At 62.9% G+C, this 18745-nt stretch carries 18 protein-coding genes, 2 pseudogenes and 1 riboswitch; of the genes and pseudogenes, 11 read left to right on the top strand and 9 right to left on the bottom strand.

Annotation, left to right across the window (positions count from 1 at the left end; translation table 11 throughout):
- Positions 1–122 precede the first annotated feature (122 nt).
- Positions 123–1064 (top strand): DUF5996 family protein, encoded by a 942-nt coding sequence (locus tag ACNJ7E_RS15540; protein WP_418340330.1) that lies wholly within the window; start codon positions 123–125, stop codon positions 1062–1064.
- A gap of 11 nt (positions 1065–1075) precedes the next feature.
- Here ACNJ7E_RS15540 and ACNJ7E_RS15535 read toward each other — a convergent pair whose 3' ends face one another.
- The 3 genes from ACNJ7E_RS15535 to ACNJ7E_RS15525 all read right to left on the bottom strand — a co-directional run bounded on the left by ACNJ7E_RS15535 (position 1076) and on the right by ACNJ7E_RS15525 (position 2577).
- The gene (locus ACNJ7E_RS15535; protein WP_418340329.1) at positions 1076–1870 is read right to left on the bottom strand and encodes a CbtA family protein; all 795 of its coding nucleotides are present in this window, start codon (positions 1868–1870) and stop codon (positions 1076–1078) included.
- Positions 1861–2055 (bottom strand): CbtB domain-containing protein, encoded by a 195-nt coding sequence (locus ACNJ7E_RS15530; RefSeq protein WP_005244930.1) that lies wholly within the window; start codon positions 2053–2055, stop codon positions 1861–1863. The genes ACNJ7E_RS15535 and ACNJ7E_RS15530 overlap by 10 nt, the downstream gene beginning before the upstream one ends.
- A gap of 23 nt (positions 2056–2078) precedes the next feature.
- A riboswitch (cobalamin riboswitch) is annotated at positions 2079–2211 on the bottom strand.
- A gap of 51 nt (positions 2212–2262) precedes the next feature.
- Positions 2263–2577, bottom strand: coding sequence for an antibiotic biosynthesis monooxygenase family protein (locus ACNJ7E_RS15525; RefSeq protein WP_005262175.1), 315 nt, complete (start codon positions 2575–2577; stop codon positions 2263–2265).
- A 32-nt stretch (positions 2578–2609) separates the two neighbouring features.
- On the opposite strand from ACNJ7E_RS15525, the gene ACNJ7E_RS15520 reads away from it, so the two are divergent.
- The 6 genes and pseudogenes from ACNJ7E_RS15520 to ACNJ7E_RS15495 all read left to right on the top strand — a co-directional run bounded on the left by ACNJ7E_RS15520 (position 2610) and on the right by ACNJ7E_RS15495 (position 6974).
- Positions 2610–3365 carry an alpha/beta fold hydrolase gene (locus ACNJ7E_RS15520; protein WP_280779112.1) on the top strand — a complete coding sequence of 252 codons (756 nt, stop codon included), beginning with the start codon at positions 2610–2612 and terminating at the stop codon, positions 3363–3365.
- A gap of 72 nt (positions 3366–3437) precedes the next feature.
- Positions 3438–3861: pseudogene (locus ACNJ7E_RS15515) on the top strand (helix-turn-helix domain-containing protein); the annotation flags it as partial.
- Between the two features lie 41 nt (positions 3862–3902).
- The gene (locus ACNJ7E_RS15510; protein ID WP_280779111.1) at positions 3903–4232 is read left to right on the top strand and encodes a hypothetical protein; all 330 of its coding nucleotides are present in this window, start codon (positions 3903–3905) and stop codon (positions 4230–4232) included.
- Positions 4229–4558: a hypothetical protein gene (locus ACNJ7E_RS15505; protein WP_280779110.1), complete on the top strand. Its 330-nt coding sequence runs from the start codon at positions 4229–4231 to the stop codon at positions 4556–4558. Before ACNJ7E_RS15510 ends, ACNJ7E_RS15505 begins: the two co-directional genes overlap by 4 nt.
- Before the next feature lie 144 nt (positions 4559–4702).
- Entirely contained in the window at positions 4703–5722 is a 1020-nt protein-coding gene (locus tag ACNJ7E_RS15500; RefSeq protein WP_418340328.1) for a methyltransferase, read from the top strand.
- Positions 5723–5780: 58 nt separating this feature from the next.
- Positions 5781–6974 carry an ATP-grasp domain-containing protein gene (locus ACNJ7E_RS15495; protein WP_418340327.1) on the top strand — a complete coding sequence of 398 codons (1194 nt, stop codon included), beginning with the start codon at positions 5781–5783 and terminating at the stop codon, positions 6972–6974.
- Between the two features lie 25 nt (positions 6975–6999).
- On the opposite strand, the gene ACNJ7E_RS15490 is transcribed toward ACNJ7E_RS15495, so the two are convergent.
- The 5 genes from ACNJ7E_RS15490 to ACNJ7E_RS15470 form a co-directional block, all read right to left on the bottom strand.
- Positions 7000–8259: an ATP-grasp domain-containing protein gene (locus tag ACNJ7E_RS15490; protein WP_418340326.1), complete on the bottom strand. Its 1260-nt coding sequence runs from the start codon at positions 8257–8259 to the stop codon at positions 7000–7002.
- Positions 8260–8384: 125 nt separating this feature from the next.
- Entirely contained in the window at positions 8385–9203 is an 819-nt protein-coding gene (locus ACNJ7E_RS15485; RefSeq protein WP_418340325.1) for an aminotransferase class IV, read from the bottom strand.
- A gap of 37 nt (positions 9204–9240) precedes the next feature.
- Positions 9241–10167, bottom strand: coding sequence for a hypothetical protein (locus ACNJ7E_RS15480; RefSeq protein ID WP_280779105.1), 927 nt, complete (start codon positions 10165–10167; stop codon positions 9241–9243).
- Positions 10133–13576 (bottom strand): ATP-binding cassette domain-containing protein, encoded by a 3444-nt coding sequence (locus ACNJ7E_RS15475; RefSeq protein WP_418340324.1) that lies wholly within the window; start codon positions 13574–13576, stop codon positions 10133–10135. The genes ACNJ7E_RS15480 and ACNJ7E_RS15475 overlap by 35 nt, the downstream gene beginning before the upstream one ends.
- Entirely contained in the window at positions 13570–14622 is a 1053-nt protein-coding gene (locus ACNJ7E_RS15470) for a cupin domain-containing protein (RefSeq protein WP_280779103.1), read from the bottom strand. Before ACNJ7E_RS15470 ends, ACNJ7E_RS15475 begins: the two co-directional genes overlap by 7 nt.
- A gap of 217 nt (positions 14623–14839) precedes the next feature.
- Here ACNJ7E_RS15470 and ACNJ7E_RS15465 point away from each other — a divergent pair, with 217 nt between their 5' ends.
- From ACNJ7E_RS15465 to ACNJ7E_RS15455, 3 genes and pseudogenes are all read left to right on the top strand, one after another.
- On the top strand, positions 14840–16096 hold the full coding sequence (locus ACNJ7E_RS15465; RefSeq protein WP_280779102.1) for a tryptophan 2,3-dioxygenase: 1257 nt from the start codon (positions 14840–14842) through the stop codon (positions 16094–16096).
- A gap of 2 nt (positions 16097–16098) precedes the next feature.
- Positions 16099–16290, top strand: a pseudogene (locus tag ACNJ7E_RS15460) (methyltransferase family protein); the annotation flags it as partial.
- A gap of 102 nt (positions 16291–16392) precedes the next feature.
- On the top strand, positions 16393–17094 hold the full coding sequence (locus ACNJ7E_RS15455; protein ID WP_418340339.1) for a methyltransferase: 702 nt from the start codon (positions 16393–16395) through the stop codon (positions 17092–17094).
- A 1-nt stretch (position 17095) separates the two neighbouring features.
- Here ACNJ7E_RS15455 and ACNJ7E_RS15450 read toward each other — a convergent pair whose 3' ends face one another.
- On the bottom strand, positions 17096–17974 hold the full coding sequence (locus ACNJ7E_RS15450) for an HhH-GPD family protein (RefSeq protein WP_280779100.1): 879 nt from the start codon (positions 17972–17974) through the stop codon (positions 17096–17098).
- 100 nt (positions 17975–18074) lie between these two features.
- On the opposite strand from ACNJ7E_RS15450, the gene ACNJ7E_RS15445 reads away from it, so the two are divergent.
- Positions 18075–18701: a carbonic anhydrase gene (locus tag ACNJ7E_RS15445; RefSeq protein WP_005244926.1), complete on the top strand. Its 627-nt coding sequence runs from the start codon at positions 18075–18077 to the stop codon at positions 18699–18701.
- Positions 18702–18745 lie beyond the last annotated feature (44 nt).

Here is an 18745-nt window from a genome sequence, read left to right as displayed (position 1 = left end):
GACGTCGCGGCACATCACCCCGGAGAGTGGAGTCCACCCCTACCCGGGTATCGGTGCGACACGCTTGCCATCACCCCGCACGAGGGGCACATTGAAATGCACGTCGTCGGCAGGGAGGCACTGTGCGTGAGCAGACACGATCCGGAGATGCGTGGCCGGCGTTGAAGGTGGACGACTGGACGTCGACGCGGAACACCCTGCACATGTGGACTCAGATCGTCGGGAAGATCCGCTTGGCCCACGCACCGCTGATCAACCACTGGTGGCAGGTCCCGCTGTACGTGAGCCCCCGCGGTCTCACGACGTCGACGATTCCGTACGGCACCGACTGTTTCGACATCGAATTCGACTTCGCCGATCATCGACTGATGATCCGCACCAGCACGGGCGGTACCGGGACGGTTGCCCTCGAACCGAAGTCGGTGGCCGATTTCTATGCGGAGACGATGGACACGCTGGCCGAGCTGGGTGTGGCGACGACCATTCTGGCCCGGCCCAACGAGGTGGACCCCGCCGTCCCGTTCGCGGAGGACACGCAGCACTGTTCGTACGACGGTGAGTCGGTGCACCAGTTCTGGCGGCAGCTTGTGCAGGCCGACCGCGTCCTGCACGAGTTCCGTTCCCATTTCATCGGGAAGGTCAGTCCCGTGCACTTCTTCTGGGGTGCGCTCGACCTGGCCTGTACGCGGTTCTCCGGACGAACAGCACCGACTCACCCTGGGGGAGCGCCGAACTGCGGAGATTGGGTGATGGTCGAGGGGTACTCGCACGAGCTGAGCAGTTGCGGTTTCTGGCCCGGCGGTGGGGTCGAAGGTGCGTTCTACGCGTACGCCTACCCGGAGCCGGACGGGTTCGCCGACTACCCGGTCGGGCCCGACGGAGCGTTCTACAGCAAGGAGAACGGGCAGTTCCTGCTGCCGTACGAGACCGTCCGCACCGCAGACGATCCCGATGCCGCACTGCTGAAGTTCCTGCACAGCACGTACGACGCGGCCGCCGAGCGGGGTGCCTGGGACCGGGCCGCCCTGGAGGCGGACCCGGCCCGATGGGACAAATCCCGCTGACGCCCTGTGGGTCAGGCGGCGTTCGCCGGCGCGGGCGCCGTGGCCCGGGTGGCGCGCTCCGTGAGGAACGCGAATGCCAGTCCGAGAACCAGCCACAACGTGGCCTGCGTCGCGAGGGACGACAGCCGGAACTGCCACAGCAGCACTGCGGGGAAGTCGTCGCCCACTTCGTTGACGGTGGGCAGCACGAGGTAGCCGATGGTCACCACCACGAGGAAGGCGAGAACCGGCGCCGCGATTCGCACCGACAGGAATTCCTGCGCTGCGACGGCCTTCGCCGCGAAGACGGAGGCCACCACCGCGAGCAGACCCAGGACGACGGCGGCGAGCCACAGCCAGGTGCGCTGAGTGATCGTTTCGGGGTCTCCGACAGCCGGCGGGTTGGCGGGGTACTTGAAGAACGGCACCGCCTCGATTGCCAACCAGCCCAATGTGGCCAATGTCAGACCGAGCAACGGTCCCGACAGCATCGTCACTCGACGTGCGTAATTCGCGACGACGGCGAAGATCGCTCCCAGAGCCAGGCCCGCGAGGGACGTGGCGAGGAACAGCCCGAAGCGCTGTCCGTCACGGCTGACCAGTGCGTCTTCCTCGTCGTGCGAGTGCCCGGCCGGCTCGGCTGCCTGAGTGGCGTCGTGCGAGTGGACTTCGGCTTCGGCAGCGCTGTTCGACTCTTCGATCGCGATGGCCGCATCGATGTGCGACTCACCGAGGACGAACGCGACACCACCGGCCAGGATGCCTGCGATCAGGCCGGCCAGCAGACCGCGGATGAGGAGTTTCGCGAAGGAATCGGTCAGTGGCATGGCAGACCCAGGAGGTGGCGGCCGTCGTGCATCAGTTCATGCATGTACATGCCACTGCGCGAAATCGCGCCCTGGTCGAAACCAACGAGGTAAAGAGCGAGCATCGCGAACAGAACGATCGCGAAAGAGATGACGGCGAGACGGGTCGTGTCGACCGACGAGCCGGGTGCGTAGGCGAGTGCCATAGTTCCTCCTGGGATTTCGCGTCCCCTAGGTCCAGGCGATGGCCGCAGTATCTGGCTGTCGAGGTGGCTCCCGTGAAGGACTACTCCGATTTACAGTGGCGCGACCGCTCCGGGATTGCACCGGATTCCTGCCGAACCATCGCTTTGTCCTGCGAACTTTTGCACCCGGCGGGCCGTCGTGTCAATCCTCCCGCTCGGCCCAGTCTCTCAGCCCTTGTTCGCTGCCGCGACGTCGAGAACGACCTCGAACTCGAGCAGCGAAGCTCCGGACGCCACCGGCTTCTTCTGCTCACCCGCGTGCGCTTCTCTGGCCGGACCGTCGCGCCACGCCGCGAATGCCTCTTCGCTCTCCCACTGGGTGACGACGAAGTAGCGGTTCTCGCCCTTGACGGGGCGCAGAAGCTGGAATCCGAGGAAGCCGGGGGAGTTCTCCACGGCGTGCGCGCGCGCTGCGAAGCGCTTCTCGAGTTCGGGGCCTGCACCCTCGGGGATTTCGATTGCGTTGATCTTCACCACTGCCATGCGGGCGAGATTACTCCGCTAGCGTCGGAGGGGTGGCAGGTGAGAGTGCGTTGCACGACGAGGGTGGAACGGGACAGCCGATTCTGCTACTGCACGGGCTGATGGGCAGCGCGCGGACCTGGGGGCGGCACGTGCCGTGGTTGCGTGAGCACGGCCACGTCTTCACGTTCGACGCCGCAGGTCACGGCAGGCCCGCACCGTCGCGGTTGACGACGGAAGCGTTCGTGGAAGACCTCGCCGCCGCACTCGCGCCCTTCGCCGAGCCGTGGGTGGTGATCGGCCATTCGATGGGCGCCCTGCACGCGTGGTGCCTGGCGGCCGAACACCCCGCGAAGGTGTCGGCGCTTGTGCTCGAAGACATGGCCCCCGACTTCCGGGGCCGGACCGCCGCGGACTGGGCGGCGATGATCTCGAAATGGCCACAGCCGTTCGCGACGCGGGAGGACCTCTTCGAGTTCTTCGGTCCGGTTGCCGGACAGTACTTCCTGGACTCGTTCGAGAAACGCGCCGACGGCTGGTATCTGCACGGGGACGTCGACACGTTCCGTGACATCTCCGAGGAGTGGGGTGGCAGGCACTTCTGGGACCAGTGGGCGTCGATCACCGTTCCGGCCCTGCTGATCGAAGGGGAGTTCACGATCACCCCCGACGGTCAGATGCGGACCATGGCGGAGCGGCATCCCGGCGCCGAGTACGTCCGCATCGAGCAGGCCGGGCACCTCGTCCACGACGACCAGCCGGAGCAGTACCGGAAAGTGGTCGAGGAGTTCCTCGACGGGCTGGGCTGAGAGACACCTCGTCCGCTGCGCAGGAGAGTGTGTTCGTTTTTTTCGCTTTATGGTTGGGGTATGGCCGCTCTGATGAACCACACGGTGTTGCCGCCGGGCGCCGACGATGGGACCTTCTCACCGCGTTGAAGTATGTTATCGCTGGTCAGGATGATGTGACGATCTCGACTCCGGAGGGTTCGGCGCCGTTGCCGGACAGTGTCCGGAGGCTGCTCGTCGACGCGGTCACGGCTCTGGATCGGGGGCAGGTGGTGACGGTGGAGCCGCATCGGACGGTGTTGACGACGCAGGAGGCCGCGGAACTGCTGGGCATTACCCCCCGACGTTGGTGCGGTTGCTGGAGGCCGGGAAGATTTCCTACTCGTCGCCGAGCAGGCACCAGCGGGTGGAGTTGGCGGACGTGCTGGCCTTTCGACAACACGAGCGCGCGCGACGCGGTCAGGTGTTCGAGGAGATGGCGCACGAGGAAACCCCAGACCCCGGCGACGCGTCTGACACCCTGCCCCTCGACCCGCGGATCGAGGGGCAGGGCAACCGGTGGCTGCCTGTCGGGTGGTTCTCGACGCGTGCGTCTGGCTTCCCCAGACCCTGAACAACCTGCTGCTGACGCTGGCCGATGCCGAGTTGTTCCGGCCGGTGTGGACGCCGGATCTGCGCGAGTTACTCGGCCGACTGACCCCGCGGTTCCTCGACGCGGTCCGGGCGTTGCTGGTCGACCGGGACGACGCCTCGGACCGCGGTGCGGTGCCGGCGGTGTCCGCCCTTCCGGAGCGGACCGGGATCTGCTGTCGGTATGGCCGAACGTGGATCCCGACTTCCGGGCGGTACTCGCGCAGAAGTGGGTGCGTGACAACCACTATCAGATGACTGTTGACGGTTGGAATGGTGAGGCGGTTGAGGCGGCCCTCGCCGGGCCGCCGGATCATCCGCTGTGGGTGCATCTCGAGCGCGTGCATGTGCGGTCGTTTCGGGCGATGCTGCCAGATCCGGCGACGTGGGGAATCGGTTCAGCCACCAGGATGGTCGCCCCGGGAGTCGAGGCGCTCTACGTACTCGACGCCTCGGCGCTGGAGGGCGGTCTGTGGCAGCCGCACGATCCCCGGTACGTGTGCCCGGTCCTCATGCATCTCGTCGACAGGCGTTGGCTGGTGCGAAATCTGGGGTCGGAATCGGACCCTGCGATTACCACCTGAACCTACTTGGTGCGGGCGGGGGTGGATGGTTGCCAGCCCCTGGGTATCTATCGCGCGACGCGGTGAAACCTCACGCTGGTTGAACGCCCGGGAGTCCGGGAGTTCCACGTACTGCTGTACTCCACGACCTATTCGAAGGCGCACATGTATTTCGACTTCCGTGACAAGCCCGACCGACTCTGTGTCAAAGAAATGGTTCATGGCTACAACATATCCAGCTGCTTGTTCGTAGCCGTCGAGCTGGAGCTCGCCGATCTGCTGGAGGGGGGCCCAATGGCGCTTGCCGACCTCGCACAACGAAGCGGCACTGATCCCGATGCGCTGAAGCGGATCCTCCGCCTACTCATGAGCGTGGGGATCTTCTCCGTGGACGAGCAGGACAGATGCGCACTCACCCCGCGAGCCGAATTCTTGCGCAGGGATAATCCGGAATCGATCGCAGCCGAGGTGGAGCTCTTTGCCGGCGCAGAAACGTACCTGGCCTGGAGCGAGCTGCTCCAATGCGCACGTACGGGACAGACAGGATTCGGCCAGTTCTTCGGCAAATCCCTCTTCGACTACCTGGCCGAGCACCCCGACTCCGCCCAGCGCTTCCATCTGGGCTGGCACGAGATCTCGATCCGCGCCGGTCTCGAGACCGCGGAAGCGATCGATTTCGCGGACAATCGGCACGTCGTCGATGTCGGCGGTGGCTACGGCATCGTGACCGCCCAGCTGTTGCGCAAACACGATCATCTGCGGGGCACGATTTACGACCTGGAGTTCTCGCTGGCCAGGGCCGGTCACACCTTGCGGGAGTATGGCGTCGATGAGCGGTGTGGCATTGTGCCCGGCGACGGTTTCACAGAGGTGCCTGGCGGGGGCGATGTCCACCTGCTCAAGAGCGTTCTCCACACGATGAACGACGACGACTCGGTACGCGTCCTCACCAATTGCGCGAACGCACTCGCGCCCGGCGGCAGGATCCTGGTCCTGGAGCGGGTGATCAGCGGGGACGGCGAATACGTCTGGGGAAATGTGGTGGACGTCGCCATGCTGGTCATGACGGGCGGCCGGGAGCGCACGATTCAGGACTACGCGCGCCTATACGAGCGCGCAGGCCTCGGACTCACCGGCAGTACGCTCCTGCCCTGCGGCTTCAGCGTAATCGAGGGCCGGAAGTGAGACCGGCCGGACGAGCGAGACCTCCGGGAATCAGCGGACCTCGAGGAGCTGGGTCGGCATGGCTCACATTTTGATCGTCGGCGGACATGACGAGACTTTCCGAATGATCGAAGATCTACCGGTCGAGCTGACTGTGTTTCAGAATTCCGAATCGGTCACCGCGCGGCAGGCCAGGCGCGCCCACCGGCTGTGCGTATTCGACTACCGCAACCAGGCAGAGGCGCTCAGCATGGCGCAGGAGCTGCACGAGGTTGAACCCGTCGATGCCGTCGTGTCATTCACCGAGCACGGCCTCATGCCGGCCGCCGTGATCAAAGAGGCATTGGGCATCAAGGGCAATGCGCGGGAAGCCGTCCGGTTGACCCGCGACAAGATCGCCATGCGCGAGCACCTGGCCGGCCGTGATCTCGGAGCTGTGCTGACCCGAAGCTGCGATTCGGCCTCCGAGGTACGGAGCTTTCTTCAGTCAGTTGGCGGCCCGATCATCGTCAAACCGGCTGAAGGCGCCGGCAGCTCCGGTGTTCTTCGCGTCTCCAGCCTTGACCAGGTCGAATCCGCATTCGCCTGCTCTCGCGGCGAGTACCCCGGGCCGACCCTGGTCGAAGAGTTCATCGACGGCCCCGAATACAGCGTCGAATCCTTCACCACGGATGGCCGGCACGACATCATCGCGGTGACCGCAAAAACCACCACCGGCCCGCCACGGTATATCGAAACCGGTCATCTGATGCCGGCCGTGCTCGCGGCATCGGCCCTTGCCGAGCTCCGCGGTCTCGTCACCGATTTCCTCAGTTCGATCGGTCATTCCTTTGGGCCGGCCCATACCGAAGTGCGTATCGGTTCGGCCGGGCCACGGATCATCGAGGGTAATAGCCGTCCTGGAGGCGATTTCATTTGGGAGCTGGTGCACCGTGCGATGGGTCGCGATCTGGTCCGGGAGTCGATCTGTCATCTTGCCGGGCTGCCGCCGCAATCGCGAGCACCCGGGCGCGGTGCAGGCTGCGTCGCATTCTTTGGTTACGAGAATGTGGTGATCGAACGCGTGCAGGGCATCGAAGCCGCGCGTCAGGCCGAGGGGGTCATCCGGTTGCAGTGTTCTCTCGAACCAGGGCAACACCTCGGTCCGCTCCGGTCCTCTGCGGATCGTCAAGGTGTCATAGTCGCGGTCGGCACTGATCTCGTGGACGCCGAGCGCCGGTTGGCTGAGGCACAGGATCGGATTCGGGTGGAGACGAGCGCGCTCCCGCACTGACCGGGCAGATTCACGTTCTGCCCGGTCAGCCAGGTGTGGGGCATTGCGTGGGCTGCTCAATCGGTACGACTTGCACGGTCGTCAGGATTTCGCGAATGAGTGAAGTCACTTCAGAGCTCGACCGGCCGGCGACGATGCCGCTGACGGGCAATTCGAAATCGAAATAGCTCACGGTCTCCGGAAGAGAAGCGCCCGCGTCCAGCTCCTTCCATCGGACAACGTCTGGGTGGGCCTGAAATCGTTCTCCACCCGATATCGCGCAATACCGCGACGGAAGCAGGTGACCCGGGAACATGAAATCCCCGTAGACCGTACTGCTCGACGTACTTTCGAACCACCGTTTCAGTGGATTGATTTCGAGAGGTGACCAATCGAGGTTGCAGGCCAAACCGGCCGCGACCAAGTCGATGCCTGTGGCAAGCCGGAATGTCTCCTTGATATGTCCGCCGCCAGGGCGGGCGCCGACCTCCAGGAAAACCATTCCATCTGCGGCCTCGATCATTTCGAGATGGAATGGGCCATTGTCGATACCCACGGCCCGAAGGTACTCGACCGCTACCTTGCAACGCCCACCGTCGTCGTCGACTTGAATCGATCCCTGCGGAACTCCCTGGGCAAACTCGAGGCAAGTGCCCAGATATCTGCTGGCGACGATCGCCACCGGCGCACCGGCAAGCATCACGCCATCGAAGTGGAAGATCGGCCCCTCCACATATTCTTCGAGCTGGAAGCGTTCCGGATCCCAGTCCTCCAGACCTGTAGGGTGGTTGAGAATCGCAGTGCCGGCGTCAGCGTAGGTGGCGAAAACGAAAACATCCTTGCTGGCGGTTCCATCGAGTGGTTTGAGCACCGTCTTCCCAGCCCAGGGAGTGACATCGGCGGACGAAGCGGTGAGCGCTTCATCGCAGCGAACAAATCTGGGCACGCGAAGTCCGCATCCTGCGACTGCGGCTTTCATCGCTACCTTGTCGTTCACGATGTGGACCTGCTCCGGTGATACTCCTTCTATTCCGAGGCTCCGTCTTATCTGCGCTGCCTCCATCATCTCGTACTGGGAGACGCTGATGACTCGGTCGAAGGCATCGTCGGGGGAGAACAGGGTGCGAACTTCCTCGGCCAGACCTGCTCGACCCGGGCGTTCAACCCTCGTGCAAGGAAGGTCGGGCGGCACGGTCGCAAGTTGCGCGCTCGAGCCCACGTAGACGACATCGTGAATTCCATGGTCGATTACACGATGGTATTCGATGAAGGAATACGGAACGCGATGGAGAATGAGCAGTTTCATTCAGAAGACCCCGCTGGATGGAATATCGTTCGGCGAAATGGACTTTCCCCTTCCAGTACTATCCCGGGCCGACGGCCGTGAAGCTAGGAACCCTGGGGGGAAGGATGACCCACCTTGCTTGGTCGTCATCGGATCGCGGACCGGCCGTTGGTCAAGTGCCGATACTCGGTTGCAATCGCATCGACCACTGCGGACTTCGCATACCGGATCTCGTCGATGCCGGAAACCTCCATGATTTCGATCGCAGTCCCGCACAGAAATGCGGCGTCGAACGATCCGATCTCGCCGTAGGCGATGTCGCGTTCCGTTACCGAGAGCTTCAGTCGCGGACACAGCTCATCGATTATCACCCTTCGGGTAATCCCGTCGAGGGCCAATTCGGCAGTCGGCGTGAACAATGCGTTTCCCTTGACGAAGAACACGTTCGAGCCGCTCGACTCGCACACAGCGTCGGCTGTCGAGAGGAAGAGCACATCATCGTAGCCGTCGGCCCGCCCGCGGTGGCTCAAGTAGCTCAACGCGTAGGTAGACGACGTTTTCGCCTGATACGGGTGGCACGAGGCGGGTGCACGCCGCCACGTTGCCGTCGAGAGCCGATATTGCTCCGCGGCCGAATTCGAAGGAAAGGGCAGGGCAAACAGGACCACCTTGCTGGAAGAGCTCTGCGCCTTGAAACTCACATCGGTGTCGTCATAGAAGACCAAGCACTTGATGTACGCATCGGCCAGATCGTTGGCCCTCACCAATTCGTGGCAGGCGTCGGCCAAGTCCGCATTCGAATAGTGCACGGTGTGCCCGAACAACTCGGCGGACCGCCGCAACCTCGCTATGTGGTCGTCGCATTTGAAGATGCTGCCGCCGTACGTGCGGATACCGTCGAACACCGACGTGGCATACGACAACCCATGGGTGGCAGGTGACAGGATCACCTCGTCGAATTGCACGCATCTTCCATCTGCCCAGGCTATTTCGCTGATCATCTCAGTCTCCATGTCGCGATCTCGCGTAGTTCTGCATCGCCTGTGTACGCTGTGTGTTGACCGGAATCAGCCAGTTGTCCAGGTTGACAATGTGAATTGCGCCCACCCGGACCTTCGCGTCGATGGCGCCTCGGCCGAGACAGACGTCCGCGAAACCCAGCCGATCCGCGAAATGATACATTTGGTAGTAGTCCGCGATATACAGATTCAACCCACGCGGAATTCGGTCATGATCCAGTCCCCGAACGAGTTTCGTAAACACGCCACGGTGATCGTCGGCGTAGCTCAGTGATCCGGCCAACGGAGTATTCGAATACTTGTCGTAGTCCAGCTTCACGAAGTATTTCTCACCTTCGGACGAGCGTGCCAGCATACGCAGCACATCGCTCGTATAGAGGTTCTTGGCGTGTCCGTACTTGGCCACATTCATGGCCTGAAGGCAGGCGAAATCGCGCAGGACCCGATTGTCTTCTGCCACGTCCGAGAGACGGTGTATCTCGGTTGTGCACGCCGCTTCGGCCTTCCTCGTGATCCTGACGATTGATTTGTATTGGCTGGGTCCTACCGCGGTTCGCAGGGCGAGGTCCACACTTCGCGAAGACCGGAAGAATGCCGCCTTCATGAATGGAACTGCAATGACGTCGGCGCGCCGACGGCGATCGGATCTGCGAAGGGAAGGGACCAACAACCAGTCGGCGGTTGACGCCAGGCTCGACAATTCCGCCAATGTCCGATCGTCGGGCTCGTCACACACGGGCATGTAGAAGTATCCGGGTGCGACGTACGCTCGCTCGTGATGCAGGGCGTCATTGCTGCTCACGCTGCCCTGGAGTACCGCGTTCCAGTGCGCGATGTTCCGCAGCGGAAGTTGTGGCCGTGGAACGTTGTGACTGTTACAGAACGCATCGCGTTGGGGCAGCCATTCCATGGTCTTCCTCCTTTCCATTCCAGTTCCGATCGGCTGTCGTGTGCGACTGGCCAGAATTCTCGAGGAGGCGTCGCTCGCCGTTGAAGTGGAAGACTCGGTTGGCAAGTTCGGTCAGCCCGGGATTGTGCGTGATGATGAAGAAGAGCGTGTCCGGCAAGGCAGAGATCACGGCCTGCAATATCGAGATCTCCGCTGTTGTACTCAACTCGGAAGTCGCTTCGTCGAGAATTGCGACCGCCGGGCGATTGATCAACAGGTCGAGGAGCGCCAGCCGCTGCAGTTCCGTCTTGCTCAGATTCAACTGACCGGTGGCAGGGACGGACTCGTCGAATCCGGACGGTAGTCGCCCGACGACGTCTGCCACGTCGAGATAGTCGACGACGCGAGCCAATTCGAGCGGTAACGGGCTGTTGAAGTGTTCGATCAATCTGCCTGGCTTGAAGATCGGACTCGACGTCAGGAGGAGGATGTCTTCGGCGTGGGAATTCGAGACGTATCCCGTCGTCCGGCCCAATGTAGAGAGGACGCCTGTTGTCGGCTGCAGTCTGCCCACAACCAGCTTCGCAAATGTCGACTTACCGACCCCGCTCGGGCCCATGACGACCACGACGTCTCGGCTGGCAAAGGACTCGGAAAGCTCTTCCAGTAGCACCGCCCCGGTGTGCGGCGCGACGTACGTTACCTCCGAAAATGATACGAGCGCTGCGTCTTCAACTGCTGAGCCGGTCCAGCACGGCGCCGGGCAGGTCGGAGGCGTGAGGAGACGATCCGCGCTGTCGAGAACCTGTCTGAGGTCCACCAGGCAACGGCCCACTCGGGCGAAAACAGCGATGAGGCTGTACGAGAGACTGAGCGCGAGAACACCGCTGAGGCCGGGTCCGCCGCCGGCCTGGACAAACACGGTTGAACCGACGACGACCGACAGGAAGAGCACACCCATCAAATCGAGCTTGTAATTGAACCAGCGGCGCGCGCCCGCATTGTCCATCGAAGCGAAGGCGCGATTCATCAAACTCTTGTTCAGCCAATTGACGAGGGCCGAATTGTCGCGTGCCAAGTCGAATCTCGCTGAGCTCCAGGTAATGGCCTCGACCCGCTCCAACACGGTCGACGTCGTCCCGATCTCTCTATCGTTGAAGTCCTGCAGTCGCCTTCCCGATCGCTTCGAACTGTGCCAGTAGGCGAAGCACATCCCGACAAGGGGCAGCAGGACGAAAATGTTCTTGCTCAAAACGAAGGCGGCGGTCGTGAGCAGCAATGTAACCGCACCCAGCGTATTCAGAAGTACTTCTGGCAGAAGTTCGTCGATACGTCGTTGATCCCAAGTCAGTTTGCTCTGATAGTCCTGATCGACCTCGTCGAAGGCCGGCCTGGAGGGCTTTGGACTCATGACGGTCGAGAAGTAATTCCGACAGTTTCGGGATGCCGCCACGATGCTGCGTTTGACTATGAACAGGGAGGTGAAAATCGACAGGAGGGCCCCGGCGGACAGTGCGGCGATGAGGGTTGTCGCTGCTGTCCGCGCATTCGTGGTCGAAATTCCGCTGGCAGCTGTGTAGTCACCGACAATCGTCAGAACGTCGCGGCACGCAAACAGGACGCACGCGACAACCGCGACCTTCGCGACGCCCAGGCTCATCAGACTGCGGCGTGACGAAGTCGAGAACTCCGCTCGGTCCACGCCCTGGGGAGAGCCAGCGACCGAACGATCCTCCTGAGCGAGATACCTTTTGCGTTCTCGAGCAGGATTTGCCGCACGTGGTGTGAGGTTTCGCATCACCTCCACGACTTCGCCTCCGGCCACTACCCATATCTCGTCTGCAGCATCTTTTTCATCGGGCTTGTCCGTTGCATAAATGACCGTGGTGTCGTGCCACGGCCCGCGCAGAAGGGAGGCCAACAGCCCATTCGCCAGGTCGTCGTCCAGCCCTGCTGTGGGCTGATCCAGGTAAACGAACTTCGGTTCGGCCAATATTGCCCGTGCCAGTTCCAGCCGCTTCCCCTGCCCGCGGGACACGTTCCAGCCCTCGTTCCGGTCGCGTGACTTGCTCGAGAGGTAGTCGCCGTAGAAGGTTCCGGGAAGTCGGGACAGTGTCAAGGCTCGACGGGCCTCGTCGTCGGTAAATTCGCTTCGATAGAGACACAAATTCTCGTAGAGCCCGCCAGGGAATATCCACGGTTCATCCGGTACGAAGAACGTTTTGCTGTTCACCTGGCTGCTGTGGCGTGCACCGATTTTCAGAACGGATGTCTTGCCACTGCCTGCGGCGCCGACGACGGCGATGTGCTTCGCCGTTGTTGCCGGTAGGCGCGTTGCGGTCGTATCGGTGTCCAGCGAGTGCGGACTGGATAGGTACTTCGCAACGTTGGTGTGCCCGACAATGCCCTGGGACAGACTCTGAACAATGAAGGGGATATTGTTGGCGACGGATTTCAAGCCTCCGACCAGCGCCATTGTGGACAGCAGGCCTGCTGGATCGACGTAACCAACGTGGGCCAGCTGGGTAAACACCGCGGCAAGCATGGCAACGATCGGAGTGAGTGTCGATATGAGGTTGATCCGAGCGATGAGACGCGCCGCTTTCAGGAGCGCGCGCTCCTCGCCATCTCGCTTGTCGGCATAGCGCCGAAACAGTTCGTCGTTCCAGTTCTTGAGCCACGCGAGCAGGCGATTGTTCAGCGAAAACAGGCCGACTTCGATGCGATCTGCCGCCATCACCGTCAGTGCAGCGTGCGCGGCATTCAATTGTTTGGCGTTCCAGTAGATCACCGCGGAACTGACGAGAATCACCGACAGTGCCGCCAGAGCGCTCAGTCCCAACGCCACGAAGAAGTACGCGGAGGTAAAGGTGATAGTTGCGAGTGCCAGAATGATGAAAATGAGTCCCGACCACGCATTTTCGACGCGTGCTGCCTCCCGGTCCAGAAGCGTGACCAGGTCGGCCGGTTGGTCGGAAGGGGCAATGCTGCGTTTCTTGTGCAGCAGCCTTTGTTCGATGTATGTCCGGGCTCCGATGCCTACCACGTCGGCTTGCATGAAGGTGTGATTCAATGCAAGCCACGCCAAGTAGGTCAGCACGATGCAGGTGATACCAAGCGTGAGGTTCGTCGTGAGTGCTGAATCGCCGGTGACGAGGTGCTGGATCAGCGATTTCAGCGTGATCGCAGCACCAAAGGCGCATCCTGCATTGACCGCGATGGCCACGAGCCCGAGCATGATGTCACGACGAAGTCCGCCGAAGACGGATCTGCTCAGTCGCTCGCCTCGGAGCGCGTTCACGCTGTCCCGCTGCGCCGCGTCACACCACCGCTGCCATCTGGCAAGGTGCGAGGCGTTGGGCACAGGGTCGAGTCGAGTTCGGGGTTTGGGAACCTCGAACCAGACGACTTTCCTGAGGACGCTCAGCATGTGGAGTACGTGGGGACCGCCGTGTCGGCCAGGGCGAGCGACGCGATTCTGTCGCACAATTGCGTGATCATCTTCCATCCCTCGGCGAGTGCTTCGCGGAGTTCTCGAATCTCGGCCGGCGTTGCGCGATCGAGCAGATCGATCCCCATACTCACGTGCTGGCCGTCGTCTTCTCCGTGTTCTTGGAAGTGCGGAATTGCCGGAAACGCTCGCGCCGCTTCCCGGTGCCAGATTTCGCCACTACCTTCAAGCACCACATGCATCAGTAGAGTGCGCACCATGTCGCTCCGGTACAGCATTTGATGCCTGAACCACTCCATTGTCGATACGAACGTCTCATCGGTGACCGGCGCGTGCGCTGATCCTCGTTGGTTGCGCAGGTTGTCGTTATGGCCCAGTTCCTCGCACAGATGGTCGAGCGCCACCTGCTTGTGCGCCGTGTCGGTAGTCATCGCGACACGCAGGTGCAGCAGGTCCTGAAACACGTCCGACCAAGTCTGCTGGCAGTCGAGCAGCCGTTCCCGAACGTGGGGGTCGTCGAACGAGGGGGCATCGATCAGCCGCAACAGGCTGCTGGTACCAAATTGCTGCAGGTACTTCTCGTTGTCCGCCAGGAGCACAGCCGCCCGATTCGGTACCTCGCCTGCAAACACCGCGTTGGGCTTCTCGGCGTCCTCGTAGAGTGCCCTGCCGTTGAACTGGATCGAGAGCGCCCAGAAACCGTCCCGGGTTCCTTCGAAGCCGTGCCAGGAGTCGCCGGGGACGAGGATCATGTCTCCGGCACCGACCTCCTGCTCAGCACTGCCCATCGTTCGTCCGGAACCCTCGCAGATCAGGATCAGACTGGGCTCCGGGTGCTTGTGCACCGCCAGCACCTCACCGCACTCCAACCTGACCCAGCTGATCGCCAAATTGCTGGAAGCAGGAATGAATTGCGCCAACTGAGGGTGTTGGCTGAATATCTTGACGACACCCAGGTTGTGGACGCTCCCGCCGACAACGGCTTCGTTGATCGTCTCGAGTGCGCTTCTGGCGATTATGTGCATAGATTTCTTCCTTCTGTGGGATCGACCTGCCTCGAGTTCTGTATCGCTCCCAATCCTGGGCACGTGCCTGCGGGCGGAACAGGCACCCCAGGGTTGAAAACGTCACCCCCCCAGGGGAAAGGGTGTCGAGAAGTCTCCCTAGGGTGCCTATCCGCATTCGCCGCGCGTCGTCGAAGATAGCTGAACACCGCAGTACGGATGAGAGGCGAGTTCCGCATTGATTTCCGAAACGCTGCTCGAAGCCGAGCAGAAATTTGTTCGTTCCGGCGTGATCGGCGTCGGAGGCACGTGCCTTCAGGCTGCTGACGCGGCGACCGATGAATTGTCTGGACGCAAAATCGAGAATGCGCTCCGGCAATGGGAGGCGGGACACGCGGAGTTTCCCCATGCGGCTGTCGCGGCCCATTATCAGACGGTCGGGCGTAACGGGGTCCGGCCCCACCTGGTCGCCATGCTGCAAAACTTCCATGACAACAACCGTGCGCATCATGTTCTCGGTGCCTGGCTACCGATGACATTCGATGCTCAGAATGGCGACTATCTGTCATATGTCGGGCTCGACTATTTCGACCAGGTCGTCCGGTCCGATGACGCGCAGCGCGTGGACGCATTCGTTGCTGCCGCGGCCATGGACCTCGCGTTGCTGGAGGCGCGAGCACTCGGGAGGTCGGCACACGCCCCCCAGGTGGTCCGGACGCGCGCAGTGACACGGGTCGTGACCCAACTCGACAGGCTCGCACCCGATTTCTCGCTCGATCCTTCCGTCGCTGCGGCCGGTCTTGCGGCGCTAGCTCAGCCGGGCGCCGACTACAGTTCGTTTGCTTCACACGCCGCGCCAGCGCTGAACGGCGTCCCCGAAGAGATCGGAAGTGCAGTTCGGCTGACGTTGTTGCCGACGACGCGCCTGCACGACGAGCAGATGTTCATCCGCTGTATCCAGATCTTCGAAGGTCTGTATCGGCAAGTCGCGACAGCGATTTCGATGGCGATCGGTGACCTGCGCCACGGTCTGGCCGCAGCGGCAAAGAGTCGCCTCGACCGGGCGTCGATCCGCCTCGAAGCGGTGCCCGCGCTCTTCCGGGTTCTCACGACGATGCCGGTTGACGCCTTCTCGATTATTCGCGGCTTCACCCATGGGCGGAGCGCGGTGCAGTCGCGCGCGTTTCGTGAGGTCGAGTTCGCCTGCGCTCCAATCGATCCCCGCGACTTCGAGCATATTGGGAAGTTCGATATCGGGGACACTACGTTGCAGGACGTGTATCTCTCGATGCGGAAGACGCATCCGGATGCACACGTTCTCGAGGAGGCGATGCGGCGCCTGGACCGTGCGTGGGTTGCGATGAAGCGCGGCCACTGGGGCATCACCCTGAAAGTCATCGGAACGGTACCTGGCACCGGCGGTACGGCAGGCGCGTCGTATTTGAAAAATGCTGCGATGATGTCACTCTTCCCGCGGCTGTCCGAGGTGGCGTGAACATGAGCGATGTCAACCACCGAGTGAGAAAACAGATCATGGGATACATCGTTTCCCAATCTATTTCAGTCGTCTGCGAACTGGGTGTGCCCGACCGATTGGCGGACGGTGCGTGCTTGCTCGGCGATCTCGCGGCGAGTGTGGGCGCCGACGCCGACGCACTCGGTCGATTCCTGCGGGTCCTCGTCGCGGAAGGCTTGTTTGCGGAAGTCGGTGGAGGGCGATTTGCGTTGACGGAGGCCGGTGAGCTTCTGCGGGCGGACGCTCCGGGCTCGCTTCGTCACTTGGTCGGCTTGATGTCGAACGAGGCCTACCTCGTGTGGGGGCGCGCAGCGCATTCGATCCGGACGGGGAAGGAATCGTTTTCGGCGGCGTTCGGAAAGCCGTACTTCGAATGGTTGTCCGAGAATCCGTCGGCAGCCGATGAGTTCGCACGGGGCCAAGCAGGGCTGGTCGAGTTGCGTTTGCTGCCTTTGCTCGACCACGACTGGTCTGACGTGGGAACGGTCGTCGACGTCGGTGGCGGGACCGGCGCGCTGATCACCCGGTTGCTCGATCGGCACGCGCATCTACGCGGAATTTTGTTCGATCTGCCTCATGTGGTCGCGGAAGCGCCGTCGACGTTTGGTTCGGCGGGCATCGGTGAACGAACGACAGTCGTGGGCGGAAGCTTCTTCGACGACGTCCCAGGCAATGGTGACGTGTACGTGCTGTCTCAGATTCTCCACGACTGGGATGACGCGTCCGCCGGCAAGATCCTCAGCAGTTGCCGGCAAGCGATCCCGCCGGGCGGACGATTGATGATTGTCGAGCAGGTCCTGCCGGAATCGGCGACAACCCACCCCATGGCTCTGCTGGATCTCCACATGCTGGTTCTCCTGGGAGGTCGTGAGCGCACGATCACCGAATGGCGCCGACTGTTGACCGACCACGGATTCACGCTGGATTCGATCACGCAAGGTCCCCGGTCATCCGTCATCGAAGCGGTTCCGGTGTGAGCTAGCTGCCCTCGCCCGCGAGGGCGAAGAGTCCGTCCTCGGTCTGCTCGACGAGTCCGTCGATCAGCAGGGAGTGGAGGGCGCGGTCGCGTTGGCCCGGATCGCCCGGCCACACCTGGTCGAGCCGCACGCGTTCGACCGGGGCGGAGCTTTCACGGAGCACGGCCATGAGCTTGCCGCGCACCTGACGGTCGGTGCCGGCGAATTTCTGGACCTTCCGGCGCTCACCGGTGTGCGCGGGACGTCCGGCATCCACCCAGGCGCAGCTGGGGAGCGGGCAGCGGGCGCATTCGGGGGAGCGTGCGGTGCACACGGTGGCCCCGAGTTCCATCAGGGCCGCGGAGAACGTGGCGGCCCGCGCGCGGGTGCGGGGGAGCAGCGCGGACACGTCGGCGAGGTCACGCGTCGTCGAGGGATTTCCCGGCTCGGCGCGTCCGTGCACTGCCCTGGCAACCACTCGCCGGACGTTCGTGTCGACGACGGGGACCCGCTGTCCGTAGGCGAAGCAGGCGACGGCGCGCGCTGTGTAGGCGCCGATACCCGGCAGGCCGAGGAGAGTGTCGACGTCGCCGGGAACCACGTCGCCGTGTTCGGCGGCCAGCACGCCTGCGCACTCGTGGAGCCTCAGCGCGCGACGCGGGTAGCCGAGTTTGCCCCATGCGCGCAGTACGTCGGCCTGGCTCGACGCGGCCATGCGGGACGGGACGGGCCAGCGCCGCACCCATTCCTCCCAGATCGGGGCCACTCGGACGACGGGCGTCTGCTGCAGCATGATTTCGCTCATCAGGATGTGCCAGGCGGTGACGCCGTCGCGGCGCCACGGCAGATCCCGGGCCTGTACGTCGTACCAGTTGATCAGCGCGGAGGAGTCAACGGCCACTTCGTCCTCACAAGTCCCTTCGTTCACGGGGGAAACAGATTTTCCGCGGTCGTCACACTCCCGTCGCGACGGTGCGACACGCCCGGTGCACAATGATCCCATGCCTAATTCCAACCCCGTGTCCGCGTGGAAGGCCCTGCGTCAGGGTAACGACAGATTCGTGAGCGGTACCTCGCTCCATCCCAGCCAGGGCATCGCCGATCGCGCGAAGCTCGTCGGCGGCCAGCACCCCACGGCCGTCCTGTTCGGATGCGGAGACTCCCGCGTCGCCGCCGAGATCATCTTCGACCAGGGTCTGGGCGACATGTTCGTCGTCCGCACCGCCGGTCACGTGATCGACGACGCCGTGCTCGGGTCCATCGAGTACGCAGTCGGCGTGCTGAACGTGCCGCTCATCGTCGTGCTCGGTCACGACAGCTGCGGTGCCGTCAAGGCGACGCTCGACGCCCTCGACGACGGTAACGTGCCGCCCGGATTCATCCGCAGCATCGTGGAACGGGTCGCGCCGTCGATCCTCATGGGACGCCGAGAGGGACTCAGCACCGTCGACGAACTCGAGGGCCGCCACGTGGTGGAGACCGGGGCCCTGCTCATGCAGCGGTCGCGCATCATCGCGGAGAAGGTGGAGAGCGGCGCGTGCGCCATCGCGGGTGTCACGTACAAACTGTCCGACGGTCGCACCCACCTGCAGGGCGCCGTTGGTGACATCGGTGAGCTTACGGACTGACCGCGACACGCCGCACCCGCTGAGCCGTTGCCGCGCGACGCCGA

The sequence above is a fragment of the Rhodococcus mengyinensis genome (assembly GCF_048381435.1).
Classification (GTDB): Bacteria; Actinomycetota; Actinomycetes; order Mycobacteriales; family Mycobacteriaceae; genus Rhodococcus_F; species Rhodococcus_F opacus_D.
Note: the sequence above shows the minus strand (reverse complement) of the source record. Positions and strands in the feature narration are given on the sequence as shown.